Origin of the sequence: Brevundimonas intermedia (assembly GCF_027922165.1) — a bacterium.
Taxonomy (GTDB): Bacteria; Pseudomonadota; Alphaproteobacteria; order Caulobacterales; family Caulobacteraceae; genus Brevundimonas; species Brevundimonas intermedia.
Map to the genome: position 1 here is coordinate 609,027 of NZ_BSFD01000002.1, position 25,830 is coordinate 634,856.

The window sequence follows — 25,830 nt, forward strand, 5'->3', positions numbered from 1 at the left end:
AGTTGGAGGGCTATCAGATGAAACTCGTAGGCAAATATTCGGCCGCCAGCGCCCTGCGGTGGCTGCTCGGCTTCCTGAATGTCTTCGTCATGTTGGCGACCGTGGCTGCGGGCGGCGCCCTATTGATCAGTCTCGTCTCGCCCGACTTCGCCGCCGGCCTGATCGACGGCTTGAGGGACGCGCCGAGCGACCCGAGGACCCCTATCGGCCTGGCCGAACGCCTCACCATTCTGGGCGGCTTCCTTGCCTGCGGCTTCACCTGGTGGATCATCAACCGTCTGCGCCGCATTCTGCTGTCGGTGAACCAGGGCGACGCCTTCGAGTTGGCCAATGTCAAACGGCTCCAGGCCGTCGGCTTCGGCCTGCTGGGCATCCAGCTGACAGCCCTGATGCTGGTCTTCGTCGCGCCCCAGGCCATCGGCCAGTCCGCGATCGACTATAAGTTCGACCTCGGATCCTGGCTGGGCATCCTGGTGGTCTTCATCTTGGCCGAGGTGTTCCGCCAGGGGGCGGCCATGCGCGACGAACAACTGACCACGGTTTGAGGCACGCCATGATCATGATCCAACTGGACCGGCTGTTGCTCGAACGCCGAATGTCCCTGACCGAACTGTCTGACCGGGTCGGCGTGACCCTGGCCAATCTGTCGATCCTCAAGACCGGCAAGGCCCGCGCCGTCCGCTTCTCCACCCTGGACGCCCTGTGCCGAGAACTGGATTGCCAGCCCGGCGACCTGATCGTCCAGACGCCGGGGCCTCAACCGGACGACGCCTGAAACGACGTAAAATCAAAAGCATCGGTTGCTTCGGCGGCGCGAATCGGGCCATTCGCGCCGCCCTTGAAACACAAAGTCATCAGCTGATGTCATCGATTGATGTCATCGCGTGATGACAAAATCGGAAGACGCCGCTATATCCCCCCTTGCGAACGGAGCCACTCAATCCGATATCGCGGCTGTTACGAATTAGGCCCCTTCCGATGACCACCACCCACCTCCCCGTCGCCCAGTCGCGCTCGCGCGCCGTCTATAAGAACATCACCCTCTGGACCCTGCAGGGCTGGATCGCGATGTTCTTCATCGCCGCCGGCTACGCCAAGCTGACCGAGCCGATGACCAACCTCATCACCCTGATGGGCTGGCCCGCCGTGGCGCCTGAGAACATGGTGCGTGGTCTGGGCATGGTCGAGCTGGTTCTGGCGCTCGGCGTCCTGACGCCCCTGATATCGTGGCGCGTCGGCCGTCCCCTGCTGCTGACCGCTTCCGCCGGCTTGATCGTGATGGAATCGACCATGCTGGTCATCCACGCCCTGAGCCAGGACATTGGTCTGGCGGTGGTCAACGCCATCCTCCTGGCCTTCACCCTGGCGGTGTTCCTGGGCCGCCGCTCGGCCTGAGCCTTTCGCGGCCCTAACCCTTTCGCGCCCCTAACCTTTTGCGACTGGGCCGCATCAAGATCGATCGCCGGGGCCCTCTCCCCCCTCATGCCCCGGTCGTCGCGCCCGGAGTCCTTCCCCAAGGCTCCGGGCTTTTCTTTGCCTGACAGGGCGCGCAGGGAAAGCTTACCCTTACGCGCACGTAAAGCCTTTCCTTTACGCGCACGTAAAGTTATGGTGCCCGCATGGCCACCGCCGACGATCACCGCACCTATTCCATCCGCCAGCTGTGCCGCGAGTTCGACGCCACGGCCCGCGCCCTCCGATTCTACGAGGACAAGGGCCTGCTGACCCCTGCGCGCAAGGGTCAGACGCGCGTCTACGACGCCCGCGACCGCGCCCGGCTGAAACTGATCCTGAGAGGCCGCCGCATCGGCTTCACCCTGCAGGAAATCCAGGAGATGCTGGACCTGTATGATCGCAAGGATCACAACGTCCATCAGATGGCGGTGGCCCTGCGTCGCCACCGCGCCCAGATCGAGACGCTGAAACAGCAGCTGGAGGATATCGAGGGCGCGATCCAGACGGCGGAAGACGCCTGCGCCTGGATGGAGTCCAAGCTGGGCGAACACCGCCCCGACCTGCTGCCCGGCGCCGAAGACTATGAGAAGCTGCTGCGCGCGCGTCTCAACCACGACCACCACCACCCCTTCAAAGCGAGAGCCTGACCCCCATGGCCTACAAGTCGCCCGTCCGCGATTTCACCTTCATCCTGAACGAGGTGCTGGAGATCGATCGCTACACCAACCAGCCCGGCTTCCAGGACGTGTCGTCCGACCTGGTCAACCAGATCCTGGAAGAGGGCGGCAAGTTCGCCGACGAGGTCATCGCCCCGATCAACAATCCCGGAGACAAGGAAGGCTGCCACTGGTCCGAGGGCGGCGTCGTCACCGGGCCGAAGGGGTGGAAAGAGGCCTATAAGGCCATGTCGGACGCCGGCTGGATGGCGCTGGCCGCCGACCCGGCCTACGGCGGCCAGGGCATGCCCAGCATCGTCGCCTCGGCCTTTGGTCAGATGACCGCCGGCGCCTCGGCGGCCTTCTCGATGTATCCCGGCCTGACGGCCTCGGCCTACGCCGGCATCCACGCCAGCGCCTCGGACGAGATCAAGGCCAAATACCTGCCCAAGATGGTCTCGGGCGAATGGTCCGGCACGATGAACCTGACCGAGCCCCAGTGCGGCACGGACCTGGGCATGGTGCGCACCAAGGCCGTGCCGAACGGCGACGGCTCCTATTCGATCACCGGCCAGAAGATCTGGATCTCGGCCGGCGAGCACGACTTCTCGGACAATATCATCCACACCGTCCTGGCCCGTATCGAAGGCGCGGTTCCGGGCATCAAGGGCCTCAGCCTGTTCGTCGTGCCCAAATATCTGGTCAACGAGGACGGTTCGCTGGGCGAGCGGAACACGCTCGAATGCGCCGGCCTCGAGCACAAGATGGGCATCCACGGCAACGCCACCTGCGTCATGCAGTATGACGGCGCCAAGGGCTGGCTGCTGGGCGAAGAAGGCCGCGGCATGAACAATATGTTCGTGGTCATGAACGAGGCCCGCCTGGGCACCGGTCTGCAAGGTCTGGCCATCGGCACCGCCGCCTATCAGGCCGCTGTCGAGTTCGCCAAGGACCGCCTGCAAGGCCGCAGCCTGACCGGACCCAAGAACCCGGAAGGCCCCGCCGACCCGATCATCGTCCACCCGGACGTGCGCCGTATGCTGCTCGAGGCCCGCGCCTTCGTCGAAGGCGGCCAGGCCTTCATCCTGTGGACCGCCCTGCACGCCGATCTGGAGAAGTCGGAAGACGAGGCCGTGGCGACCAAGGCCAAGGATTACATGGGCCTGCTGACGCCCGTGCTGAAGGCCTATCTGACCGACAAGGGCTTCCACGTCGCCTCGCTGGCCATGCAGGTGCACGGCGGTTCGGGCTATACCGAACACTTCCCCGCCTCGCAGTATCTGCGGGATGCGCGCATCACGATGATCTATGAAGGCGCCAACGGCATCCAGGCGCTGGACCTGGTCGGACGCAAACTGCCGGCCAACGGCGGGCGCGCTATCATGACCTGGTTCGGCGAGATCGACGCCTTCGTGGCCGAGAACGGATCGAACCAGGCGATCAAGCCCTTCGTCGACGGCCTGGCCGACGCCAAGAAGAAGCTGCAGGAAGGCACCATGTGGCTGATGCAGAACGGCATGGCCAACCCGGACAACGCCGGCGCCGCCTCGACCGACTATCTGAACGTCTTCGGCCTGACGGCGCTCGCCTATATGTGGGCGCAGATGGCCAAGGTGGCCCAGGCCCAGGTCGAGGCCGGCTCGACCGACCCCTACTACGCCACCAAGCTGCAGACCGGCCGCTACTTCGTCGAGCGCATCCTGCCCGACGCCGGCGCGCATCTGGCCAAGATGAAGACCGGCGCAGACGTGCTGATGGCCATGCCGGCCGAGGCGTTCTGATCTGATCCGTCACCCTCGGGCTTGTCCCGAGGGCCCACAGTTCCGCCGCACGAGAGGGACCGTGAGCACGACGACCTGAACTGCGCACCCCTCTGCTCGTGCGGCGGAGGGGTGGGTCCTCGGGACAAGCCCGAGGATGACGACCATAAAAAACTTCAGGGACGAAACCGATGAACGTGCTGGGCAGCCCCGACCCCGATTTCATGCGCGAAGAGGAGATCACCCTCTTCTCCGACAGCGTGGGCAAATGGATCGACGAACACGCCCCGCCGGAGAAGGTCCAGTCCTGGATCGCCAACTCGAGCGTGCCGCGCGACCTGTGGACCCAGGCCGGGGCCGACGGTCTGCTGGGCCTGTCGATGCCCGAGGAAGACGGCGGCATGGGCGGCGACTATCGGCACGAGGTCGTGCTGATGCGCCAGCTGGGCTGGAAGGGCGCGGACCATTTCGGCATCTCGCTGCACAACGCCATCGTCGCCCCCTATATCTGGCACTACGGCACGCCGGAGCAGAAGGCGCGCTGGCTGCCGCGGCTCCAGTCCGGCGAACTGGTCGGCGCCATCGCGATGACCGAACCGGGCGCAGGCTCCGACCTGCAAGGGGTCAAGACCACGGCGGTCAAGTCCGGCAACGGCTATGTCGTCAACGGCTCCAAGACCTTCATCACCAATGGCCAGTTGGCCAACTTTCTGATCGTGGTCGCCAAAACCGATCCGGCCGAGGGCGCCAAGGGCACCTCGCTGGTCGTGGTCGAGACGGACGGGGCGGAAGGCTTCGAGCGCGGCCGGAACCTGCACAAGATCGGCATGGAGGGGAACGACACCTCCGAGCTGTTCTTCAACGAGGTGAAAGTCCCCGGCGACAACATCATCGGCGGCGGCGAGGGCCAGGGCTTCGTCCAGCTGATGCAGCAACTGCCCCAGGAACGGCTGAACATCGCCGTGCAGGGTGTCGCCGCCGCCGAGCGCGGGCTGGAGGCGACCCTCGCCTACGTCAAGGAACGCAAGGCCTTCGGCAAACGGGTCATCGACTTCCAGAACACCCAGTTCAAACTGGCCGAGGTCAAGACCAAGCTGACCGTCGCCAAGGTCTTCGTCGACCACTGTATCGGCCTGCACCTGAAGGGTCAGCTCGACGCGGCCACCGCCTCCATGGCCAAATACTGGGTCACCGACATCCAGGGCGAAACCATCGACGAGATGCTGCAACTGCACGGCGGCTACGGCTATATGAACGAATACGCCATCGCCCAGCTGTACAAGGACGCGCGGGTGCAGCGGATCTACGGCGGCACGAACGAGATCATGAAGCTGCTGATCGCGCGGACGCTGTAGGATCTCCATCCGTTCCTTGTCATGCCGGCTCTGCGCTTCGCTAGGGCCGGGATGACAAGCGCCGTGCGTCAAGTCATGTAGGGCCATGATCCGCCTCCACGTCGCCAGCCCCCTCGCCCCCGCCGCCACCGTGGCTCCCACCCTCGACCAGTCGCGCTATCTGACTCAGGTCATGCGGCTGAAGCTCGGGGACGAACTGCTGGTCTTCAACGGCCGCGACGGCGAATGGCGCTGCACCATCGCCGAAGTCCTGAAGAAGGGCGTGATCCTGCGGGCCGAGGAACAGGTGAAGCCCCAGACCTATGGCCCCGATCTGGAGCTGGTCGTCGCCGTGGTGAAGAAGGCGCGGGTCGAGACCATCGTCGAAAAGGCCGCCGAACTGGGCGCGCGCCGGGTGCGGCTGGTCCTGACCAAGCGGACCAACGCCGACCGTATCCGCCTGGACCGGCTGGACGCCATCGCCGAGGAGGCCGCCGAACAGACCGGGCGGCTGGACGTGCCCGCTGTCGACGATCCGGTGAAGCTGGACGCCCTGCTGGACGGATGGGAGGCCAGTCCCGATTCTGGCCGCCGGCTGATGTTCTGTGACGAGACGGGCGGCGCGCCGGCGATGTCGGCTTTGCGCGAGGCCGGGGAAGGCCCCTGGTCCATCCTGATCGGCCCCGAGGGCGGTTTCTCGCCTGAGGAAGGCGAGCGGCTGCGGTCCCTGCCCTTCACCACCGCCGTTTCCCTGGGTCCGCGCATCTTGCGCGCCGACACTGCCGCCATAGCCGCCATGACCCTGTGGCAGGCTGCGTTGGGCGATTGGGAGCGCTGAAACTTCAAGTTTTCGGCAAGGCGTAGCGGGTCGCGGTCCACAGCTCCGAGACGGCGCAAGATTTGGAATCGCGATAGCCGCTATCGCGCAGACTCCGACGAACCGACGCCTCTCCGAAACCCTTGCCGCCCTTCGGATAGACGAGCCAAAGCGCGGTTTCCGGCCGGCGGCCGTGGGCAGTCAATACGGCCTCCAGCGCCGCGTCGGACTCCACGACAGCCAGAGCCATGTCCGCCTGCGCCTCTTCGGCCGCCGCGTCGCCGACGGCTTCCTCCAGGACAGGATCGCCGACCGGCGTCAGCAGCCAGACCGAACGTCCAGGGCTCAGCCCCAATTTTTGCGCCAGACTGGGCGGCGGTTTCAGCATGGCCTCGGCCCATTTGCGCGCCGTCTCCGCGCCGAGGGAAAGCCGCACCATCTCGCCGCCGACCACGAAGTACAGAACCTCGTCCTCCACGCCCACGCCCGACACATCCGCGAGGGCGTAACGCCGACGGATATCGCCGCGCAGAATCATCTCGCGCGCTTCCAGCAGGACGCGAACCTCTCCCGCCTCCCGGCCGACCTCGGCCTGCGTAAGCGCCTCACGTCCCATCGTCGCCCTCCAACAGCCGCAAGCTTTCTACGACCGCGTTCAAGGTCGGGCGATCCGCGCGATAGAACCAGAAGCGACCTCGCTTTTCCAAGGTCAGGAGACCCGTCTTGCGCAGCACTTTCAAATGTTCCGACACGCTGGCGAGCGCCAGGTTTGACAAGGCCGCCAGATCCCCCGCGGATCGTTCCTGATCCAGACAGGCCTTCCAGAATCGACGGCGATCGGGATGCGCCAAGGCGCGCAAGACTTCGTCGAGCGTTCCGTCGTCCAGCTTCACGCCTGGATCAGCGTCATCAGATTGCCGGCAGGATCGCGAATCTGGGCTTTCTTGACCCAGCCGTTGTCGGTCAGGGGCATCACGACCTCGCCGCCCGCCGCCACTGCGGCTTCAAGGGCGGCGTTCAAGTCGGGCGTCGCCACGCCGAGCGTAAGACTGGCCGTCTCCGACTCGACTAGGGCGCCGTCCAGGGTCGGCGTCTTGAGCTGACTGTAGCCGGGCCCTCGCGGCGCGACCGTCCAGCCCAGAACTGCGCCGTAGAATGCGCCCAGGCCGCCGATATCCGGTCCAGCGATATCAATATGACAAACCGCGTTCGCAGTCCGCAGATTCCCAGTTTGCCCGACCATAGCCCGCCCTCGTTCTTCTATCGCATTATTTCGTAATAATCCGAAATGTAAACCCATGCGAGCGCGCCCCTTGAGCCGGCCCCCAACCTCGCCCATCTAGCCGCGACACACGGTCGCTCGCGATGCGCCGGAGGGGATCTGACGCATGACCGACAACGCGCCGCTGAGCCGGGACGTCCTGATTGAAGCCATGTCCAAGGGCGCCAAGCCCAAGGATCAGTGGCGGATCGGCGCCGAGCACGAGAAGTTCGGTTTCGACAAGACCACCCTGGCCCGCCCCGCCTATGACGGTCCGAACGGCATCAAGGCCATGCTGGAAGGCCTCCAGCGGTTCGGCTGGTCGCGCGTCGAGGAGAACAGCGTCCTGATCGGGCTGGAGCGTCGCAACGACGAGGGCTTCATCGCCTCGGTCAGCCTGGAGCCCGGCGGCCAGTTCGAACTGTCCGGCGCCCCGCTGAAGACCATCCACGACATCTGTTCCGAGACCGGCCAGCACCTAATGGAAGTGAAGCAGGTGGCCGACCAGCTGGGCGTCGGCTTCCTGGGCGCCGGCTTCGACCCGCTGTGGACGCGCGAACAGGTGCCGGTGATGCCCAAGGGCCGCTACGACATCATGCGCGCCTATATGCCCAAGGTCGGAACCCTCGGCCTGGACATGATGCTGCGCACATGCACCATCCAGGCCAACCTCGACTTCGACAGCGAAGCCGACATGGTGGCCAAGTTCCGCACCTCGCTGGCGCTACAGCCGATCGCCACCGCCCTGTTCGCCTGTTCGCCCTTCACCGAGGGCCGTCCGAACGGCTTCCTGTCGGCGCGGGCCAATGTCTGGACCGACACCGACGCCGACCGCACCGGCATGCTGGGCTTTGTCTTCGAGGACGGCTTCGGCTTCGAGCGCTATGCCGACTATGCGCTGGACACGCCGATGTATTTCGCCAAACGCGACGGCAAATACGTCGACGCCTCGGGCCAGTCGTTCCGCGACTTCCAGGCCGGCAAACTGCCCGCCCTGCCCGGCGAATATCCGACCCTCAAGGACTGGAATGACCATCTGACCACCCTCTTCCCCGAGGTGCGGCTGAAGGCCTATCTGGAGATGCGCGGCGCCGACGGCGGCCCGTGGAGCCGGATCTGCGCCCTGCCCGCCCTGTGGGCCGGTGTCCTGTACGACGCCCCGTCGCTGGCCGCCGCCTGGGATCTGGTCAAGGACTGGGACATCGCCGACCACGAACGCCTGCGCCGCGACGTGACCCGCCTGGGCCTGAAGGCCGAGGTCGCCGGCCGCAGCGTGCGCGACATCGCCGTCGACCTGGTCAACATCGCCAAACAGGGTCTGAAGAACCGCGCCCGCTTCTCAGGCGGCATGGTCGATGAGCGCGGCTATCTGTCGGAACTTGAAGACATCGCTGATAGCGGCGTCACTCCGGCCGAGCGGCTGCTGGACCTGTATCACGGGGCCTGGTGCGGCGATGTGAAGCGCATCTACGCGGACTTCGCCTACTGAAGACAAGGCGTCCTTAACCCGCGGGCTGTAGGGTGAGCCCCCTAAGGATAGGCCCGCAATGATCAGCCCATCGATCACAGACCCGTTCACGGCCAGCGCCGCGCCCGACGTGGATCTGGACACATTCTTCGACGTGTCTCTGGATCTTCTGGTCGTGCGCGACATCAATGGGCCGGTGGTCAAGGCCAGCGCCTCCTGGTTCACCGTCCTCGGCTACCGTCCGGACGAACTGGTCGGCAGACTGTTGCCGACCCTGATCCATCCCGAGGATCAGGAAGCCACCCGCAAGGCCATCATCGAGGTCACCAACCGGCGTCCGGGCGATCCGGTGCTGGGTCAGATCAACCGCTACCGCCATCGGGACGGCCATTACGTCACCCTGGAATGGCGCGCCCGGCGGTTCGGCGACCGCATCTACGGCGTGGCGCGCGACGTGACCCAGAAGGTGGCTGACGAACAGGCCCTGATCGAAGCCAAGGCCGCCGCCGAAGCCGCCAACCAGGCCAAGTCCGACTTCCTGGCCAATATGAGCCATGAGATACGCACCCCCCTGAACGGGGTGATCGGCATCGTCGACGCCCTGTCGCGCACAGCGCTAGATCCGGTGCAGGCCGAGATGGTCGCCCTGATCGCCGCCTCGGGCGAGACCCTGGAACGGCTGGTGTCCGACATTCTCGACGTGTCCAAGATCGAGGCGGGGCAGTTGCAACTGGAGGCCCGCGCCTTCGACCTGGACGAGGCCCTGGCGGCGGCGCTCGACATCATGCGCCAACGTGCCGAGGACAAGGGACTGGAGTTCCGGGTCCAGCGAGGCGCGGATGCGCGCGGCGCCTTCGTCGGCGACAGCACCCGCATCCGCCAGATCCTGACCAATCTGATCTCCAATGCGGTCAAGTTCACCCACGCCGGCTCCGTCACCGTGCGCGTCGCCCTGACCGAGGCCGACGATGGCGACGCGATATTGCAGGTCGAGGTGGAGGACACGGGGGTCGGCTTCGACTCGGACCACGCCTCGCGCCTGTTCCAGAGGTTCAGCCAGGCCGACGCCAGCATCACCCGGCGGTTCGGCGGCACGGGCCTGGGCTTGTCGATTTGCCACGCCCTGGCCGATATGATGGGCGGGCGTATCGCTGCGTGTTCGACGCCCGGCGTCGGCAGCCGCTTCAGCGTGCACCTGCCGCTTGTCCGCGCGGCCGATCCTGCAGCGCTTGCCGTTCCGGCGCCCGCATCCGCAGTGTTTGACAGGCCGCAGCGCCCGCTTCGCGTGCTCCTGGCCGAGGACCACCCGACCAATCAGCGCGTGGTCCAGATGATCCTGGCGGGTCCGCAGTTCGAGCTGGTGATCGCGGAAGACGGCGCCTGCGCCGTCGCCGCTTTCGAACAGGAGCGGTTCGACCTGGTGCTGATGGACATGCAGATGCCGGTCATGGACGGGCTGACGGCGACCCGCGCCATCCGTGCGCTGGAGGCCGAACGCGCCGCCAACGCCCACACGCCCGTCATCATGCTGAGCGCCAACGCCATGGCCGAACACCGCGACCAGGCGCGGGAAGCGGGCGCGGACAGCCACGTGCCCAAACCGATCACCGCCGCCAGCCTGCTGGCCGGCATCCAATCCGTCCTGGCCGACTGACGCCGACTCCGAAAATCAGGCGACGGCGGCGATCAGGGGCGCCTCGGTCCTGCGCCAGTCGCTGCCGATCCAACTCAGCACCATGTGGGTCAGTTCGACGATATTGATCGGCTTGGCCATACAGCCGTCCATGCCGGCGGCGGCGTATTCGGTCTTCTGTTCCGCCAGGGTGTTGGCCGTCAGGGCGACGATGGGCACGGCCCCGCGATGGCCCGGCAGGGCGCGAATGGCCCGGGTGGCGGAGACCCCGTCCATGACCGGCATCTGGATATCCATCAGGATCAGGTCCCAATCGCCGGTGCGGGCGGCCTCCAGGCCCTCCGCGCCGTTCTCGGCCGTGGCGCAGACGATGCCTTGGGCGTCCAGAACAGCGACCACCAGGGCGCGGTTGCAATCGTGATCGTCGACATAGAGGACGCGGGAACCGCCGAGCCGGCCTTCAGACCCTCGGGAGGCGAGGGTGCTTGCGCGGCCAGATACGGATGAAGACGCGGGCGGCAGGGGTTCGAGCGTCTCCGGCGGCGAGGCCCCTTCGTCCGCCTCGTCAGCATTGCGTACGGACTGCTCAATCATTTCATTGACCACAGACAACAGACGCTGGCCTGCTTCGTTGATGCTCGCCACACGGGCGGCCTGCTCCGGATCCAGATGGGTCGTTGCGAGCAGGTCCGAGAAACCGATCACCGTATTCAGCGGGGTGCGCAGCTCGTGCGACATATCGGTCAGGAAGGCCTGCCGCGCCTCGGCCATGGCGGCCTTTTGCTCGGCGGCGGCGCGGGCCTTTTCGGCCTGAATTCGCGCAGTCACATCGTGTTCATCCAACAGCACGGCGATCTGGCCGGTCGCCGGATCCGTGGTGGTGCGGACGTCGAGCTGATGCCATCGCAGGCCTCCGCGCGTGACGACCTGGCACACGTCGCTGACGGCGTTTCCAGCAAGGGCGGCGTCCAGCAGCGGCTGGGCGCGATCCGGCTCCGCGAACCGCGCCGAGAAGCGGTCGGCCGCGCCATAGGCCGCGAAGGCCGCAGGATTGGAGAAGATCGGCCCTCCCTCCGTGTCGAACAGGCTGATCAGGGTGGAGGTGTGTCGCAGGGCTTCCGTCGCGCGGTTCTCGTCGCCGTCGGCGACGAGCGGCGACGCCTCCAGCAGCAGCACGGGCGTACCGTCTTCCAAATGATAGGTCGAAATCACAGCAGACACCGACACCGGATGACCGTTGGGATAGAAGGTCCACTGCTCGCAGACGGCGGCGCCGTCTGCGGTTTCACGCGCCAGCCTTTCGACCCGAGCCTCGGCGGCAGGGGACAGTTGGCCAAAGTCCCTCGCCAGGAGGGCCTCAAGACTGTCCGCCTCCCACAGCTCCAGAGCCGCCGGATTGGCGTAGACGCCGCGCCGACTGGCGGGGTCGAACAACCATATCGGACGACGCAGGTCGTCCCAATCCTGCATAGGCACGGCGCGTCCCTTCTGGACGTCGATCAACGATCATCCGTTATCAAAGCAAAGGGCTAATGATCGGCTAAGCCCCCTCTACGGGAACGCGCTTACAAGGAGTCCGCCAGGACGGGTCATCTGGCGCGGCGGAAGGTCACATCACCGCATATCGCGCCGTGATTTCGTCGGGCTGGAAATCATGCTCCGCCAGCTTGTCAAGCGATCGCAGCACGCGTCCGAGGAAGGCGGCGGGATCGCCCGCCTCCACCGCCGGACGCAGCCAGTCGGTGACGACGGCGCGGGCCGGATAGGTCCCCACCGGGCCGGAAATGCTCAGCGCCACCTCAACCCCTTCGGCGATCCAGCCCGCCACAGTCGCGAAGAAGTCCGCCGAGGCCAGGAAGTCCGAGGGGCGGATCACATACAGGGTGATGACCCCGTCCTCGATCCCGTCGGGCCGCACGATCACCCCGCTGAGATCGGGCCGCCAGTCGTCCGACAGCTCGACCACCCGCCACAGGCAGAACCAGACGCGGCAGGTGTTCGGCCGGATCGCATGGACCGAGCAGCCGGCCGCTTCGACGCAATAGGCGCAGAGTTCGCCGGTCGGCTTGGCCAGTTCGGGCAGATCCAGCGGAATGACACGGCAGCACTCGACGCAGGCCCCGCAGGTCCGGCCGGGCAGCAGGGGCAGGCTCAACCGCCCGCCCGCTCCAGACGGGCGATGCGACGGTCCATGTCGGCGACGACGGCCTCCAGCCGCGCCTTTTCCGACGCCATATCCACCGGCGTCCCGTCCTCGTAGGCGATGGTCGCCCCCTGGGCGATCAGATCGAGGCGGTAGATGGCCGTCACACGCTGGGCTTTGAAGCGTTCCAGGGCGGCCTGGGCGGCGGGATCGGGCGCCGGATTTGGGGCGGTGTTCATGGCGGTGGCTCTATCCCATCGCGCCCCCAGGGGAAACCGGGCTGTGGATACGGAGGTTTGACCGTGAACCGCGAACAGAATCCCTGTATGACGTTCACGGATGATCGGGCGCTTTCCCATCCTCTATATCGCCGAGGCCGACGCTGAGGACGCCGTGCTGTCTTCGGGCGTTCTGGCGCATCTGGTCGAGAGCCTGCCGAACGCCGCCTTCACCATTGTCGGCTCGGCCGCCAGCGCCCCCCTGTTCGCCGATACCCCGCGCCTAGAGCGACTGCTGGTGCTGGAGCGCGAGGGTCATTTCGACTGGATCGCCCTATGGAACCAGGTGCGCGGGACCAAATGGGGTCTGGTCGTTGATATGCGCGGCTCGACCCTTTCGGGCCGGCTGAGACGTCACAAGCGGGCGGTGCGCGGCAAGGACGCGCCGGGGCTCCACGCCGTCGAGGCGGCGGCGGCCGTCCTGCAGATGGAGCCGGATGAGGCGCCGACGCCGCGCATCCACGTCTCGGATCTGACGCTGGCTCAGGTCGAGGCCTTGATCCCGGCCGGGGGCGGCGATGGCCCTATTCTGGCGATCGGCCCCGGCGTGGAATGGATGGGCCGGCGCTGGCCCGCCGAACGCTACGCCAAGGTGGCGACCAAGCTGCTGGCCGACGACGGGCCTCTCGCGGGCGGGCGGCTGATGCTCGTCGGCGAGGAGATCGACCGCGAGGCGGCCCACACCATCCGCTACGCCGCGCCCCGCGCGCGGGTCATCGAGCTTCAGGGCAAATTGACGCGTCTCCAGACGGTGGCGGCCCTGTCGAAGGCCCGGTTGTACATCGGGGCGGACTCGATCTGGACCCATCTGGCCACCGCCTCGGGCGCGCCGGTCGTGGCGGTGTTCGGCCCGTCGGACGAGACGACGCGCGGCCCCTGGAAAGGCGTCTCCGTGCGCGGCCCGCGTTCATTCGAAGAGTTCAAGACCCTGGACCCCCGGCTGAACCAGGCGATCCAGCACATGATGGACCTGCCGTGGGAACGGGTGCTGAAGGCGGCGCTGCGGGTGCTGAAGGAACGGGGCTGACCCACACCTCCGTCATCCTCGGGCTTGACCCGAGGATCGAGGGTTCCGCACACGGGGCGCCTTCCGGTAGAAGCACCCTGCCCATGCGTCGTCTCTCGTGACGCGGACGGTCCGATCCTCGGGTCAAGCCCGAGGATGACGGTGATGAATAGCCAGGAGCCGCCCTATGACCCAGACCTATGACCTGATCGTCCGCGGCGGCGAGGTGGCCAATCACGCCGGACGCGGCCTGGCCGACGTCGGGGTGATCGACGGCAAGATCGCCTTCATCGGCGACCTATCCCAGGCCTCAGCCGGCGAGGTGTTCGACGCCGCCGGCCTGACGGTCCTGCCCGGCGTCATCGACACCCAGGTCCATTTCCGCGAACCGGGCCTGGAGTGGAAGGAAGATCTGGAGACCGGCTCGCGCGCCGCCGCTCTGGGCGGGGTCGTCGCCGTGTTCGAAATGCCGAACACCAATCCCAACACCACCGACCCGGACACCATGGCCGACAAGCTGGCGCGGGCGAAGGATAGGATGTGGACAGACCACGCCTTCTACGTGGGCGGCACGCACGAGAACGCAGACTATCTGGGCGAGCTGGAACGTCTGCCCGGCTGCTGCGGGGTCAAGGTCTTCATGGGCGCCTCGACCGGCGACCTGCTGATCGCCGACGACGAGGGGGTGCGCAAGGTTCTGTCCAACGTGCGCCGTCGCGCCACCTTCCACTCCGAGGACGAATACCGGCTGGTCGAACGGCGCGGCCTGGCCCGCACCGGCGACTGGACCAGCCACCCCGAGGTCCGCGACGCCGAAAGCGCCATCCGCTCGACCCGCCGCCTGGTCGGCCTGGCCCAGGAGACCGGCGCCCGCATCCACGTCCTGCACGTCACGACCAAGGACGAGATGGAGTTCCTGCGATTCCACAAGGATGTCGCCACCGTCGAGATCACGCCGCAACACCTGACCCTGGCCGCGCCCGAGGCCTATGAGCGGCTGGGCGCCTATGCCCAGATGAACCCGCCGATCCGGTCGCAGGAGCATGTGGACGCCCTGTGGCTGTGGGGCATGCAGCAGGGCGTCGCCGACGTCCTGGGGTCCGACCATGCGCCGCACACCAAGGAGGAAAAGGCCAAGCCCTATCCGGCCTCGCCCTCGGGCATGCCGGGGGTGCAGACGCTTGTGCCCCTGATGCTGACCCATGTGGCCCAGGGCCGGCTCAGCCTGGAGCGGTTCATCGACCTGACCTCGGCCGGCGCTCAGCGGGTGTTCAGCACGGCCAACAAGGGGCGGATGGCCGTCAGCTATGACGCCGACCTGACCATCGTGGACCTGAAGGCCAAGAAGACCATCACCCATGACCAGCAGGCCTCGCGCTGCGGCTGGACCCCGTTCGACGGGTTCGAGGCCACCGGCTGGCCTATGGCCACCCTCGTGCGCGGCCGGGTGGTGATGCAGGACGGCGAACTGATCGGCGCGGCCCACGGTCGGCCGGTGCGGTTCATGGAGACGCTGTGAGGCTGGCCTCTACACAATCCGTCACCCGCTCCACCCCCACCCCCGTCATCCTCGGGCTTGACCCGAGGACCGGGCGTGGATCGGGCTGTGCGCCAACCGCTGACGCAATGCGGCGGACCCTCCGGTCCTCGGGTCAAGCCCGAGGATGACGGGGGTGGAAACAGCGTTGGCCAAACCCCGCCTCGGCCTGATCGGCTTCGGCGCCTTCGGGCGGCTGACGGCGCGGCATCTGTCGCCCTGGTTCGACATCCACGCCCATGACCCGGCCGCCACGGACGCAGACGGCCACGCGACCCTGACCGACCTGGCTGTCGCCGCCGCCTGTCCCACGGTCATCCTGGCCGTCCCGGTCGAGGCCCTGGCCGCCTCCCTGACCGAGATCCACCCCCATCTGCGCCCCGACGCCCTGGTCATCGACGTCGGCTCTGTGAAGGTCAAACCCGCCCGTCTGATGGAAGACCTGCTGCCCCCCGGCGTTCGGATCGTCGGCACCCACCCCCTGTTCGGCCCTCAGAGCGGCAAGGCCGGCATCGCCGGCCTTCGCATCGCCGTCTGCGAGGTGCGCGCCAAGCGCGACGCCCGCCGCGTCGCCGCCTTCTGCCGCCGCGCCCTGGCCCTGAAGGTGTTCCAGGTCAGCCCCGAAGATCACGACCGCGAGGCCGCCACGGTCCAGGGCCTGACCCATCTGATCGCCCGGCTACTGCTGGCCATGGAGCCCCTGCCGACCCGCATGACCACCGCCAGTTTCGACCGCCTGATGCAGGCCGTCGACATGGTCCGCCACGACAGCCCCGCCGTCTTCCGCGCCATCGAACGCGACAACCCCTTCGCCGCCGAAGTCCGCAACCGCTTCTTCGCCCTGGCGGACGCGGCAAGGGGGGATTTGGACGGGGGATGAGGGGGAAGCCTAATCGAGCAGGCCGCCACATGTGAAAGCTGAGAATTTTGCTCCTAATCCTGCCTTCCCACCGGTGGCAACTTTACAAAGCGTCCCATTGCAGACACTGCGGAAGTTAGCTTTGAGCGAGGAATGCTTTGGGGGCAGTTGTGGTTTTGGCTACGCTAAAATTGATTCTGGCGCTTGGCGGCACGTTGCAAAACAACGGCATGGATGGCCTACACCCGGTTTCGTGGACACTGGGTGCAGGCCAGGACGTCTCAACGCGCTTTGTTGGGAGCTACGAAATGCAACCCGGCCCACCGCAAGCTCAATGGGAGGATGGATGCAGACCGCGCTGGACGCTCTCTAGCAACGGTTTATTCGACGCTGAAATGGGTGCCAACGTGACCCGCGGCCAATGGCGCGTTGAACAGGTTAACGGACGAGAGCTTTGGCTAGTTCTTGAAAACCTTTCCGATAACGCGCAACGCAGTTGCATCGGAAGCATTTTAGCAGGCGGAAGCACACGGCTTTATTTGGTTGTGATAGGTGATCGGTTCTTCATCGCTACGCCGCCGCGAGGGTCGGACGGTGAGCTCAAGAGGGTAAGCCCCCTATTGCGATTTCAACTGATCTACAAACCTTAGATCACATCAATGCCACGCCGACGGTCACTAATCACTCTATGCTCATGGTATCGTTGGGGATGTAGCTTCGAGATCCCTTCATCAGGTCCCTTTCGGACATCCGCATAGCCCGTTCATCCCTCCACTTTCGTCATTCCGGGCGAAGGGCCTCTTGGCCCGCAGACCCGGAACCCAGCGGCGCGCGAGAGCGCGAACCTGTCGCGGGCTTGGTATTCAGACATCCTGCGTCGGATGGATTTCGCCTGACGGCGCCGCTGGGTTCCGGGTCTCCGCTGCGCTTCGCCCGGAATGACGAAAGGGGAGTTCCAACCTTTCCAATAATTCACGCGGCAATCCAGCGTCATCAACCTACCCTACCCCAGGCTGAACCTTCGGAGGCCGGCGTGGCGAAACGGCGAGCGATTCTGGCAGGCGTCCTGGCGGCCTGCGCCCTTTGCGGAACGGCCCTGGCTCAGGCCGCGCCGCCCATCACCAGCGGCGAGGTGGCCGGCGACTGGATGCTGAAGATCACGCCGGCCGAGCGGCAGGACCTCAGCATCTCCTTTGAGTCCAAGAGCGGAAATCGGCTGGATTTTCCATTGACGGTCACGCCCCAGCCGCGCGGCCGGCTCTCGTGCGTTCTCGACGGCGAGCCGGCCGATTGCCGGATAAGGGACGGCAAGCTGATCGTCATCATGGCCTCGGGCGGCGTCAGAATGACCTATACGCTGACAGCGCGGACACGCGCGGGCTTCAGCGGCGACGTCGCTTTGAGGGTCCGCCTGCTGCCCATCGGCGGCCATATCGGCTCCGTAACGATGGCGCCGCGTTAGCCCAAAGGGGGCGACGTGATTCCCACCCCTTTCGTCATTCCGGGCGAAGGGCCTTCTGGCCTGGAGACCCGGAACCCAGCGGCGCGCGTGAGCGCTGACCTGTCGCGGACTTGATGCTCAAGCCCGTGCTGCGGATGGATTTCGCCTGACGGCGCCGCTGGGTTCCGGGCCTCCGCTGTGCTTCGCCCGGAATGACGAAAGAAGTGGGTCGCGCCGATACTGCTCCGGCAATTGACAAACTTTGCCAAGGCGCCACTCTGAACGAACAGGAGCTTACCCATGGCGACGATGAACATCTCCCTGCCCGACCCGATGAAGGCCTGGGTTGAGGAACAGGCGAAATCGGGACGCTACGCCAACGCCTCGGACGTCGTCCGCGACCTGATCCGCCGCGAACAGGTGAAGGCCGAGAAGATCGCCCACTGGCAGCAGTTGATCGACGAGGCCTACGCCTCGGGGGTCAGCGAAAAGACGCCACGCCAGATCTTCGAGGAGGTTCGCGCCGAGTATCTGGCCGAAGCACGGAATCGGACCGGCTGCGTTGAGCCTATCGAAAGCGGCGCGCGCGGACCTGAGGACCACGACAGATGACCCACCCCATCCACATCGGCGTCGGCGGCTGGACCTTCGAGCCGTGGCGCGGGGTCTTCTATCCCGAGGGTCTGGTACAGAAGCGCGAGCTGGAATACGCGGCGTCGAAACTGACCAGTATCGAGATCAACGGCACCTATTATTCGACCTTCAAGCCCGACTCCTGGCGCAAATGGCGTGACGAGACGCCGGACGGTTTCGTCTTCTCGGTCAAGGCCAGTCGGTATTGCACCAATCGCAAGATCCTGTCCGAGGGCGGCGAGAGTTTCGACCGGTTCCTGTCCCAGGGCCTGACCGAACTGGGCGACAAGCTGGGGCCGATCAACTGGCAGTTCATGGGTACGAAGAAGTTCGACCCCGAGGATTTCGAGGGCTTCCTGAAACTGCTGCCGCCCGAGAAAGACGGCCTGCGCCTGCGCCACGCGCTCGAGGTCCGCAACCCCACCTTCGCCACCGAACAATTCTATGACCTGGCCCGCCAATACGGCGTCGCCATCGTCTACGCCGTCGATGACGAGGAGCCGACCTGGCCCCAGATCGACGAGGCCACCGCCGACTTCACCTATGCCCGCCTGATGTCCAGCCGCGAAGACGAACCGACCGGTATGACCGCCGCGGAACTGTCCGCCGTCGCCGACCAGGCCAAGGCCTGGGCCAAACGCGGCGAGGTTTTCGCCTATTTCATCTCGGGCGCGAAGGTGCGGAACCCCGCGGCGGCCCAGGCGCTGATCGCCCAGCTTAAATAGCCCCGCCGCCTTGCGGCCCGTCGTCTCGGGTCACATCTGTCGGCCAAGCCCCCAGCCCTAAGGACTTCCCATGCCGATCGCCACACGCGCCTTCGCCGCGACTGCCGCCGACAAGCCGCTGACCCCCTACAGCTTCGAACGTCGCGATCCCGTCCCGGACGACGTCCTGATCGACATCAAGTTCAGCGGCATCTGCCACTCCGACCTGCACATGGCCCGCAGCGAGACCGGGCCGGCGCCCTACCCCCTGGTGCCGGGTCACGAGATCGCCGGCGTGGTCAAGGCCGTCGGGTCGAACGTCGTCCGCTTCAAGGAAGGCGACCGCGTCGGCGTGGGCTGTATGGTCGACAGCTGCCGCGAATGTTCGTCGTGCCAGGAAGGTCTGGAGCAGTATTGCGTGCCCGGCTTCACCGGCACCTATGGCGCCAAGGATACGAAGGGCGGCACGGCCGAGACCATCACCCAGGGCGGCTATTCCGACCACATTACGGTCGATCAGCATTTCGTCCTGTCCATCCCCGACAGCCTGCCGCTGGACGCCGCCGCCCCCCTGCTCTGCGCCGGCGTCACCACCTATTCGCCGCTGAAGACCTGGGGCGTCGGTCCGGGGTCCAAGGTCGCGGTCATCGGCCTGGGCGGCCTGGGCCATATGGCCGTCAAACTGGCGGCGGCCATGGGCGCCGAGGTCACGGTCCTGTCTACCTCGGACCGCAAGAAGGCCGACGCCGAGCGGATGGGCGCCAAGCATTTCCTGATCAACTCGGACAAGGCGGCGATGAAGGCCGCGGCCGAAAGCTTCGACCTGATCATCAACACCGTCTCGGCCACGCACGAGATTTCCAGCCAGGTCCAGCTGCTGGCGCGCGACGGCACCATGGTCATGCTGGGCCTGACCACCGAGGGTCTGCCGGTCTATGCCGTGCCCCTGTTGTGGCGTCGTCGCCGCATCGCCGGTTCGCTGATCGGCGGCATCGCCGAGACCCAGGAGATGCTGAACTTCTGCGCCGAACACGGCATCGCCTGCGAGATCGAGATCATCGCGCCGGACCAGATCAACGAGGCCTATGAGCGGATGCTGAAGTCCGACGTCCGCTACCGCTTCGTCATCGACATGGAAAAGCTGGCGGCCTGACCCTTCCGCGACATCAAGCCCGGTTTCCGCGAGGGAAATCGGGCTTTGCCTGCAACCCAGACGTGGTTAAACCTCTCTGGGACGGCTCGCATCAGACGGGCTTCAAGGGACAAGGAAACAACGATGCGCGTGGCGTTCGTAACCGGCGGGACCCGGGGAATCGGCAAGGCGATCGTGCAGCGCCTGACGGAGGACGGGATTCGCGTCGCCGCCGGCTACTCCGGCAATGACGAAGCCGCCTTCGCCACGGCCCAGGCCCTGGGCTGTATGGTGGTGAAGGGCAATGTCGGCAGCTTCGACGACTGCGCCCGCGCCGTGGCCGAGGTCGAGGCTCAGCTGGGGCCGGTCGACATCCTGGTCAACAACGCCGGCATCACCCGCGACGGCTTCTTCCACAAGATGAGCCATGACCAGTGGTCCGACGTGATCCGGGTGAACATGGACAGCGTCTTCAACACCACCCGACAGGTCATCAACGGCATGCGCGAGCGCGGCCACGGCCGTATCGTCAACATCTCCTCGATCAATGGGCAAAAGGGCCAGGTGGGCCAGACCAACTATTCCGCCGCCAAGGCCGGGATGATCGGCTTCACCAAGGCCCTGGCGCTGGAGAATGCGCGCAAGGGCGTGACCGTCAACTGTATCGCGCCCGGCTATATCGACACCGAAATGGTCGGCGCCATGGACCCCAAGGTGCTGGACTCCATCGTGGCCCAGATCCCGGTCGGCCGTCTGGGCAAGGGCGAGGAGATCGCCGACATGGTCTCCTGGCTGGTCGGAGAGCGTGCCGGATATGTCACAGGCTGCACACTCTCGTTGAACGGCGGCCAATACCTGGTCGGGTGAACGAGCTTCGCCCAAAATCCGCCGCGTGACGGTTTCATCCACAGTCTCATGAAGTTGACGGAAACGGCTTGGGCGAAAAAATCGCCTCGCGTGACCGCGATGGCGTTCGCGGCCGTCGTGGGCCTCGGCCTGTCCGTCGCTGCGCCCGCCGTGCTGCCGTCGGACTGTCACGCCCAGTCGCGCCGCAATCTGGAACCGTCCGCCCGCTATGTCTCGGGCACGGGTCAGGGTTTCGTGCTGGATGTGACGGGGTCACGCCCCCTGTTGCGGTTCGACCGGTCGACCGAGATCTGGGTGTTGCGCGCCACCCCCGCCCCACGCGGCGACATCGTCTATCGCAACGACAACGGCGACCAGGTTCTGCGCGTTACGGCCGACGGCCGCATGACCCTGTACACGACCAGTGCGCCGCAAGGGTCGCCGGTCTCGCCGTCGGGTCAGGCTGCGCCCCTGCTGGCTCCGGGTCTGACGGCGGTCCAGCTGTGGAATTACATCATCCGCCAGAGCGACCGGGCCAGTCGCGCCCTGGGCCGACTGGTTGTGGTGGATGTGGACATCCAGCCGGGCTCGGAAGCCGTCGCCGCCGACGCCCTGTCGACCGCTGTGGACGCCATCGCCCGCATGTCCCGCTCGCCGACCCTGCGACGCGAGGCCGACAAGATTCGCCGAATCGAGATCGTCGATCAGGGCCGAGCCACCCAGGCGACCTTCGCCCGCGGCACCCTGCGTATCGTGATCGAGCCGCGCGCCGGCGTGGCCGGACGCCCGTCCTCGGCCCGGATCGTCCGCGCCGTCGCGGACGACGTCCTCAGCCGCTGAAGCCGTCCTTCGCCGCCCGACGCGCGGCGAACTGAGCCGCATCGATCGCCGTCAGAAACGGATTGAACCGCAGCTCCGTCCCGATGGTGGTCGGCACGGTCGGCTCGCCCCGCGCCCGCTTCGCAAAGATCGCCTCGGCGTGAGCCTGGGTCTCGGGCCGGTCGTCCAGGCTCAGGGTGAAGCGGGCGTTCGAGGCCGTATACTCATGAGCGCACCAGATCACGGTCGCCTCGGGCCAGGCGGCCAGGGTCCGCAGACTGGCCCACATCTGTTCCGGCGTCCCCTCGAACAAGCGCCCGCAGCCCAGCGCGAACAGGGTGTCGCCGACGAAGGCCAGCTGATCCTCGACCGAGCGGAACACCACATGCCCCAGGGTATGGCCCGGCGTGGCCGTGACCTCGAACCGGGTCTCGCCCACCATGACCCCGTCCCCGTCCGCAACCGCCCGGTCCAGCGGCGCGACGCGGCGCACCTCCTCCGGCCCCACGATCTCGCAGCCCGTCTCGGCCTTCAGCCTTTCGTTGCCCTCGGTGTGGTCCGGGTGCCAGTGGGTGTTCAGGATCAGGTCCAGCCGCCCCCAGCCCAGGGTCTCCAGCTCTTCCAGGATGCGCGCCGCATCGGGCGTATCGACCGTGGCCACGACGCCGGTGGCCGTATCGCGGATCAGGAAGCCGTAGTTGTCGCTGCGGCACGGGAACAGGTAAACATCCAGGGTCATGACCACGTTCTAGCAGGCGGCCCCGACCCGGCCTATGGTGGATCCATGCGGCGCAGCATCGACGAGCTTCGAACCTTCTACGGCGAACCGACCGGGGCGCTGGTGCGGCGTCTGCTGGCGCGACGGCTGGACGACGCCTGGGGCGAGACGCCCGACTGCGACGTGCTGGGCATAGGCTACGCCACACCCTGGCTGGACGCCTTCGTCGGCGCGCGCCGTGTGGTCGCGGCCATGCCGGGCGGCCAGGGCGTCGAACACTGGCCCAGCGTGGGGCGCAACCGCACCCTGCTGGTGGACGACCGCCGCCTGCCCTTCGCCGCCGGTTCCTTCGACCGCATCCTGCTGGTCCACGCCCTGGAAGAGGCCGACGATCCCGCCGCCCTGCTGCTGGAGGCGGTGCGCGCCCTGGCCCCGACGGGCCGGATCATCCTGGCGGCGGCGGCGCGCGGCGGCCTGTGGGCGCGGGCCGAGAACACCCCCTTCGGCCACGGCCGCCCCTTCACCCGCAGTCAGTTGGAGCGGCTGGTGCGCGAGGCGGGGCTAGAGCCTGCGGCCTGGTCCCAGACCCTGTATGTCCCGCCCTGGACGCCGCTGCTGCCCCTCGCCGACGGTTTCGAACAGGTCGGGCGTCGGGTCGCGCCGGGCGCGGCTGGACTGATCCTGCTGGAGGCCTCGCGTCAGGCCTATGCCCGCATCCGCCCCAGCGGCCATGCCCAGCGGGTTCCCGCCAAGCCGGCCCTGACGCCCCAGCCCGCCGCTTCCGTCACCCCGGACTGGCCGCGCTGACGGGGAGTTGAGCCCGACCCATCTGGTCGCGGGACTCGAACGGCCTTATGGCGAAGCCCATGCACCGACTGATCCTCATGCGACACGCCCAGGCCGAGGGCTCCAGCCCGTCCGGCGGCGATGAAACCCGCCCCCTGTCCGCCGTGGGGCGCGGCGAAGCCCTGTTGATGGGCAAGGCCCTGGCCGAGCGCGGTCTGAAGCCCGATCTGGCCCTGGTCTCGTCGGCCACGCGCACCCGCCAGACCTGGGAGCAGATGCACGACGCCCTCGGCGACGTCGAAGTGCGCGACGAGCCCCGCCTTTACAACGCCCCGCCCGAAGTGCTGCGCCGCTTCGTCGAGGACAATGAGGACCAGGCCGGTTGCCTGCTGGTCCTGGCCCATAATCCGGGCGTCCATGTTCTGGCCGGCGAATATCTGAGCGAGAGCGCCGCCTCCCCGGCCATCCTCGAACGCCTGAGCGGAGGATTCCCGACCGGCGCCGCCGCCCTGTTCACCGTCGATGTCGCCGGCAGGTGCGCCTATGAAGGCTTCATCACCCCGCGCGGCCTGGGCGCAACCACATGACCGACATCGCCTACAAGATCCTCGCCGCCGACGAATGGCGCGCCGCCCTGGCCGAGGGCCGTTACGAAGGCTCCGCCGTCGATCTGGCGGACGGCTACATCCATATGTCGACCGGCGAGCAACTGGTTGAAACCGCGCGCCGCCATTACGCCGGCCGCACCGATCTGGTGCTGCTCACCGTGGACCTGGGGCGGTTTGGAGATGAGCTGATCTGGGAGCCGTCGCGCGGCGGCGATCTGTTTCCCCACCTCTACGCCCCCCTGTCCGCGACCGCCGTTGCAGCCACGCGCGCCTTTGAGGTCGCCGACGACGGGGCGATGATCTTCAAGGACCCGGCATGAGCCTGTTCGACCTCGGCTCGGCCGCCCTGCGTCGCCTTGATCCCGAAACCGCCCACCAGCTGGCCGTCAAGGGTCTGGCCTTCGCCCCCCTGCCCGCGCCGGCGACCGACGACCCCATCCTGCACACCAGCCTGGCGGGCCTGTCCCTGCCCAACCCCGTCGGCCTGGCCGCCGGTCTGGACAAGAATGGCGAGGCCCTGCGCGGCCTGTCGCGGCTGGGCTTCGGTTTCGTCGAATGCGGCTCGGTCACGCCCCGGCCTCAGCCCGGCAATCCCAAGCCCCGCCTGTTCCGCCTGAGCGAGGATCGGGCGATCATCAACCGCATGGGCTTCAACAACCACGGCCTGGAAGCCTTCGCCGCCCGGCTGGATCGCCGCCCGTCGGGCGTGGTCGTCGGCGCCAATCTGGGGGCCAACAAGGATACGGACGACAAGGCGGCCGACTATGTCGCCGGTCTGCAACGCCTGGCCGGCCGCGCCTCCTATTTCACCGTCAACATCTCCTCGCCCAACACGCCCGGCCTGCGCGCCCTGCAGGGGCGTGAGCAGTTGGATGATCTGCTGGGGCGGATCGAGGCCGCCCGCCCGACCGAGACCGCCGCGCGCGTGCCGGTCTTCCTGAAGATCGCGCCCGATCTGGTCGCTGACGAGGTCGGCATGATCGTCGAGGCGTCTCTGGCCCACCGGATCGACGGCCTGATCGTGTCCAACACCACCCTGGAACGACCGGAGACCCTTCGATCTCTCGACGCAGGCGAGACGGGCGGACTGTCCGGCGCGCCGATCCGCCCCTTTGCGGAGAAGGCCCTGCGCGCCGCCGCCGAGGCCGCACAAGGCCGCCTGCCCCTGATCGCCGTCGGCGGGATCGACAGCGGGGCCGAGGCCTACGCCCGCATCCGCCTGGGCGCCTCAGCCGTGCAGATTTATTCCGCCCTGATCTACGAAGGGCCGGGTCTGGTGACCCGGATCAAGCGGGATGTGGCGGCTCGCCTTCGCGCGGATGGATTTTCTTCGATTTCAGAGGCTGTGACCGCCGCCCGTTGACGGAGCGTTAGGCCCGCCTGGTGTCTAGTGCGTGCAAGCGAACGAACACGGTTCGCATTGCCGGAAAGCTGGATGTCCAAGACGCCCACCGACGAGATCGCCGAGAGCGGCTGGACCGTGGCCGCCCGCCACCGTCGCGGTACGCTGCTGCAGCGCGTCGGAATGGGCGCTGCCGTGGGTCTGGTGGTCATGCCCATGGTCGGCTGGCCGATCTGCCTGACCTGGTTCGCCGCCTATCTGTTGGTGCAGGGGCTGGAACGGCTCGCGCTCCCTTCCCCGCGCCGGAACCTGGCCGAGATATCCCTGGGGCGCAGGGCCACGACCTGTTTGATCCTGTTCGCCAGCGCCTCGGTGTTCGGCAGTCTGTCGATTCCGATGTGGCTGATCGGCGGCCCGATGGGCGGGGTCTGCGCGGCTCTTATGCTGCCGGCGCTAATGCTGTTCTCTATGATCAATTCGCCGCGGTCCAAGTCGGTTCTCGCCGCGTCTCTGGCGCCGCCAATGTTGTATCTGCTGGCGGTTCCCTTCCAGGCCGCCGCCTTCGGCGCCCCGCCGCCCATGGTGATGACGGCG

General features: G+C 66.8%; 29 protein-coding genes and 1 pseudogene. 23 read left to right on the forward strand and 7 right to left on the reverse strand.

The features are described 5' to 3' along the window. The first annotated feature begins 17 nt into the window (after nt 1–17). From PKE72_RS05565 to PKE72_RS05595, 7 genes are all read left to right on the forward strand, one after another. Nucleotides 18–545 (forward strand): DUF2975 domain-containing protein, encoded by a 528-nt coding sequence (locus PKE72_RS05565; protein ID WP_271164379.1) that lies wholly within the window; start codon nt 18–20, stop codon nt 543–545. Nucleotides 546–553: 8 nt separating this feature from the next. Beyond that, nucleotides 554–775, forward strand: coding sequence for a helix-turn-helix domain-containing protein (locus PKE72_RS05570; protein WP_271164380.1), 222 nt, complete (start codon nt 554–556; stop codon nt 773–775). A 203-nt stretch (nt 776–978) separates the two neighbouring features. Then, nucleotides 979–1,395 (forward strand): DoxX family protein, encoded by a 417-nt coding sequence (locus PKE72_RS05575; RefSeq protein WP_271164381.1) that lies wholly within the window; start codon nt 979–981, stop codon nt 1,393–1,395. A 224-nt stretch (nt 1,396–1,619) separates the two neighbouring features. Next, complete coding sequence (locus tag PKE72_RS05580; protein WP_267515606.1) at nt 1,620–2,102, forward strand: MerR family transcriptional regulator; 483 nt, start codon at nt 1,620–1,622, stop codon at nt 2,100–2,102. 5 nt (nt 2,103–2,107) lie between these two features. Continuing rightward, nucleotides 2,108–3,892, forward strand: coding sequence for an acyl-CoA dehydrogenase C-terminal domain-containing protein (locus tag PKE72_RS05585; RefSeq protein WP_271164382.1), 1,785 nt, complete (start codon nt 2,108–2,110; stop codon nt 3,890–3,892). Between the two features lie 170 nt (nt 3,893–4,062). Beyond that, nucleotides 4,063–5,226 carry an acyl-CoA dehydrogenase family protein gene (locus PKE72_RS05590; protein ID WP_271164383.1) on the forward strand — a complete coding sequence of 388 codons (1,164 nt, stop codon included), beginning with the start codon at nt 4,063–4,065 and terminating at the stop codon, nt 5,224–5,226. Between the two features lie 85 nt (nt 5,227–5,311). Further along, complete coding sequence (locus PKE72_RS05595; protein ID WP_271164384.1) at nt 5,312–6,043, forward strand: 16S rRNA (uracil(1498)-N(3))-methyltransferase; 732 nt, start codon at nt 5,312–5,314, stop codon at nt 6,041–6,043. Nucleotides 6,044–6,047: 4 nt separating this feature from the next. Here the strand turns inward: PKE72_RS05595 and PKE72_RS05600 are convergent, their stop codons facing one another. Genes PKE72_RS05600 through PKE72_RS05610 form a run of 3 tightly spaced genes read right to left on the reverse strand, consistent with a single transcriptional unit; the run spans nt 6,048 to nt 7,265 of the window. Next, a complete protein-coding gene (locus PKE72_RS05600) occupies nt 6,048–6,638 on the reverse strand; it encodes a hypothetical protein (protein ID WP_271164385.1) in 591 nt (196 codons plus the stop codon). Continuing rightward, nucleotides 6,628–6,915, reverse strand: a complete 288-nt coding sequence (locus PKE72_RS05605) for an ArsR/SmtB family transcription factor (RefSeq protein WP_271164386.1) — start codon at nt 6,913–6,915, stop codon at nt 6,628–6,630. The genes PKE72_RS05600 and PKE72_RS05605 overlap by 11 nt, the downstream gene beginning before the upstream one ends. Beyond that, nucleotides 6,912–7,265 carry a VOC family protein gene (locus PKE72_RS05610; protein WP_271164387.1) on the reverse strand — a complete coding sequence of 118 codons (354 nt, stop codon included), beginning with the start codon at nt 7,263–7,265 and terminating at the stop codon, nt 6,912–6,914. Before PKE72_RS05610 ends, PKE72_RS05605 begins: the two co-directional genes overlap by 4 nt. 145 nt (nt 7,266–7,410) lie before the next feature. On the opposite strand from PKE72_RS05610, the gene PKE72_RS05615 reads away from it, so the two are divergent. Continuing rightward, on the forward strand, nt 7,411–8,772 hold the full coding sequence (locus PKE72_RS05615) for a glutamate--cysteine ligase (RefSeq protein WP_271164388.1): 1,362 nt from the start codon (nt 7,411–7,413) through the stop codon (nt 8,770–8,772). A 58-nt stretch (nt 8,773–8,830) separates the two neighbouring features. After that, entirely contained in the window at nt 8,831–10,405 is a 1,575-nt protein-coding gene (locus tag PKE72_RS05620) for a PAS domain-containing hybrid sensor histidine kinase/response regulator family protein (RefSeq protein WP_271164389.1), read from the forward strand. Between the two features lie 15 nt (nt 10,406–10,420). Here PKE72_RS05620 and PKE72_RS05625 read toward each other — a convergent pair whose 3' ends face one another. The 3 genes from PKE72_RS05625 to PKE72_RS05635 form a co-directional block, all read right to left on the reverse strand. Beyond that, nucleotides 10,421–11,887, reverse strand: a complete 1,467-nt coding sequence (locus tag PKE72_RS05625) for a response regulator (RefSeq protein ID WP_271164390.1) — start codon at nt 11,885–11,887, stop codon at nt 10,421–10,423. 106 nt (nt 11,888–11,993) lie between these two features. Next, complete coding sequence (locus PKE72_RS05630) at nt 11,994–12,539, reverse strand: hypothetical protein (RefSeq protein ID WP_271164391.1); 546 nt, start codon at nt 12,537–12,539, stop codon at nt 11,994–11,996. Then, complete coding sequence (locus PKE72_RS05635) at nt 12,536–12,766, reverse strand: hypothetical protein (RefSeq protein WP_271164392.1); 231 nt, start codon at nt 12,764–12,766, stop codon at nt 12,536–12,538. Before PKE72_RS05635 ends, PKE72_RS05630 begins: the two co-directional genes overlap by 4 nt. 100 nt (nt 12,767–12,866) lie before the next feature. Here PKE72_RS05635 and PKE72_RS05640 point away from each other — a divergent pair, with 100 nt between their 5' ends. The 9 genes from PKE72_RS05640 (at nt 12,867) to PKE72_RS05680 (ending at nt 21,803) form a co-directional block, all read left to right on the forward strand. Continuing rightward, the gene (locus tag PKE72_RS05640) at nt 12,867–13,832 is read left to right on the forward strand and encodes a glycosyltransferase family 9 protein (protein WP_271164393.1); all 966 of its coding nucleotides are present in this window, start codon (nt 12,867–12,869) and stop codon (nt 13,830–13,832) included. 166 nt (nt 13,833–13,998) lie between these two features. Then, nucleotides 13,999–15,330, forward strand: coding sequence for a dihydroorotase (locus PKE72_RS05645; RefSeq protein WP_271164394.1), 1,332 nt, complete (start codon nt 13,999–14,001; stop codon nt 15,328–15,330). Nucleotides 15,331–15,496: 166 nt separating this feature from the next. Further along, nucleotides 15,497–16,228: a prephenate dehydrogenase/arogenate dehydrogenase family protein gene (locus PKE72_RS05650; RefSeq protein ID WP_271164395.1), complete on the forward strand. Its 732-nt coding sequence runs from the start codon at nt 15,497–15,499 to the stop codon at nt 16,226–16,228. A gap of 1,012 nt (nt 16,229–17,240) precedes the next feature. Then, nucleotides 17,241–17,669, forward strand: a complete 429-nt coding sequence (locus tag PKE72_RS05655) for a hypothetical protein (RefSeq protein ID WP_271164396.1) — start codon at nt 17,241–17,243, stop codon at nt 17,667–17,669. Between the two features lie 279 nt (nt 17,670–17,948). Further along, nucleotides 17,949–18,260 (forward strand): type II toxin-antitoxin system ParD family antitoxin, encoded by a 312-nt coding sequence (locus PKE72_RS05660; RefSeq protein WP_271164397.1) that lies wholly within the window; start codon nt 17,949–17,951, stop codon nt 18,258–18,260. Then, nucleotides 18,257–19,006: a DUF72 domain-containing protein gene (locus PKE72_RS05665; RefSeq protein ID WP_271164398.1), complete on the forward strand. Its 750-nt coding sequence runs from the start codon at nt 18,257–18,259 to the stop codon at nt 19,004–19,006. Before PKE72_RS05660 ends, PKE72_RS05665 begins: the two co-directional genes overlap by 4 nt. A 70-nt stretch (nt 19,007–19,076) precedes the next feature. Beyond that, the gene (locus tag PKE72_RS05670) at nt 19,077–20,138 is read left to right on the forward strand and encodes an NAD(P)-dependent alcohol dehydrogenase (RefSeq protein WP_271164399.1); all 1,062 of its coding nucleotides are present in this window, start codon (nt 19,077–19,079) and stop codon (nt 20,136–20,138) included. A gap of 123 nt (nt 20,139–20,261) precedes the next feature. Beyond that, on the forward strand, nt 20,262–20,984 hold the full coding sequence (gene phbB, locus PKE72_RS05675; protein ID WP_271164400.1) for an acetoacetyl-CoA reductase: 723 nt from the start codon (nt 20,262–20,264) through the stop codon (nt 20,982–20,984). A gap of 99 nt (nt 20,985–21,083) precedes the next feature. Beyond that, complete coding sequence (locus PKE72_RS05680; RefSeq protein ID WP_271164688.1) at nt 21,084–21,803, forward strand: DUF4908 domain-containing protein; 720 nt, start codon at nt 21,084–21,086, stop codon at nt 21,801–21,803. Here PKE72_RS05680 and gloB read toward each other — a convergent pair. Then, nucleotides 21,793–22,521, reverse strand: coding sequence for a hydroxyacylglutathione hydrolase (gloB, locus tag PKE72_RS05685; RefSeq protein WP_271164401.1), 729 nt, complete (start codon nt 22,519–22,521; stop codon nt 21,793–21,795). The two genes, PKE72_RS05680 and gloB, sit on opposite strands and share 11 nt — an antisense overlap. Nucleotides 22,522–22,566: 45 nt before the next feature. Here gloB and PKE72_RS05690 point away from each other — a divergent pair, with 45 nt between their 5' ends. From PKE72_RS05690 to PKE72_RS05710, 5 genes and pseudogenes are all read left to right on the forward strand, one after another. Continuing rightward, nucleotides 22,567–23,307 carry a class I SAM-dependent methyltransferase gene (locus PKE72_RS05690; RefSeq protein WP_271164402.1) on the forward strand — a complete coding sequence of 247 codons (741 nt, stop codon included), beginning with the start codon at nt 22,567–22,569 and terminating at the stop codon, nt 23,305–23,307. A gap of 59 nt (nt 23,308–23,366) precedes the next feature. After that, nucleotides 23,367–23,873, forward strand: coding sequence for a SixA phosphatase family protein (locus tag PKE72_RS05695; protein WP_271164403.1), 507 nt, complete (start codon nt 23,367–23,369; stop codon nt 23,871–23,873). Beyond that, nucleotides 23,870–24,214 (forward strand): DUF952 domain-containing protein, encoded by a 345-nt coding sequence (locus PKE72_RS05700; protein WP_271164404.1) that lies wholly within the window; start codon nt 23,870–23,872, stop codon nt 24,212–24,214. The genes PKE72_RS05695 and PKE72_RS05700 overlap by 4 nt, the downstream gene beginning before the upstream one ends. Beyond that, nucleotides 24,211–25,257 (forward strand): quinone-dependent dihydroorotate dehydrogenase, encoded by a 1,047-nt coding sequence (locus PKE72_RS05705; RefSeq protein ID WP_271164405.1) that lies wholly within the window; start codon nt 24,211–24,213, stop codon nt 25,255–25,257. The genes PKE72_RS05700 and PKE72_RS05705 overlap by 4 nt, the downstream gene beginning before the upstream one ends. A gap of 72 nt (nt 25,258–25,329) precedes the next feature. Beyond that, nucleotides 25,330–25,830: pseudogene (locus tag PKE72_RS05710) on the forward strand (ATP-binding protein); the annotation flags it as partial.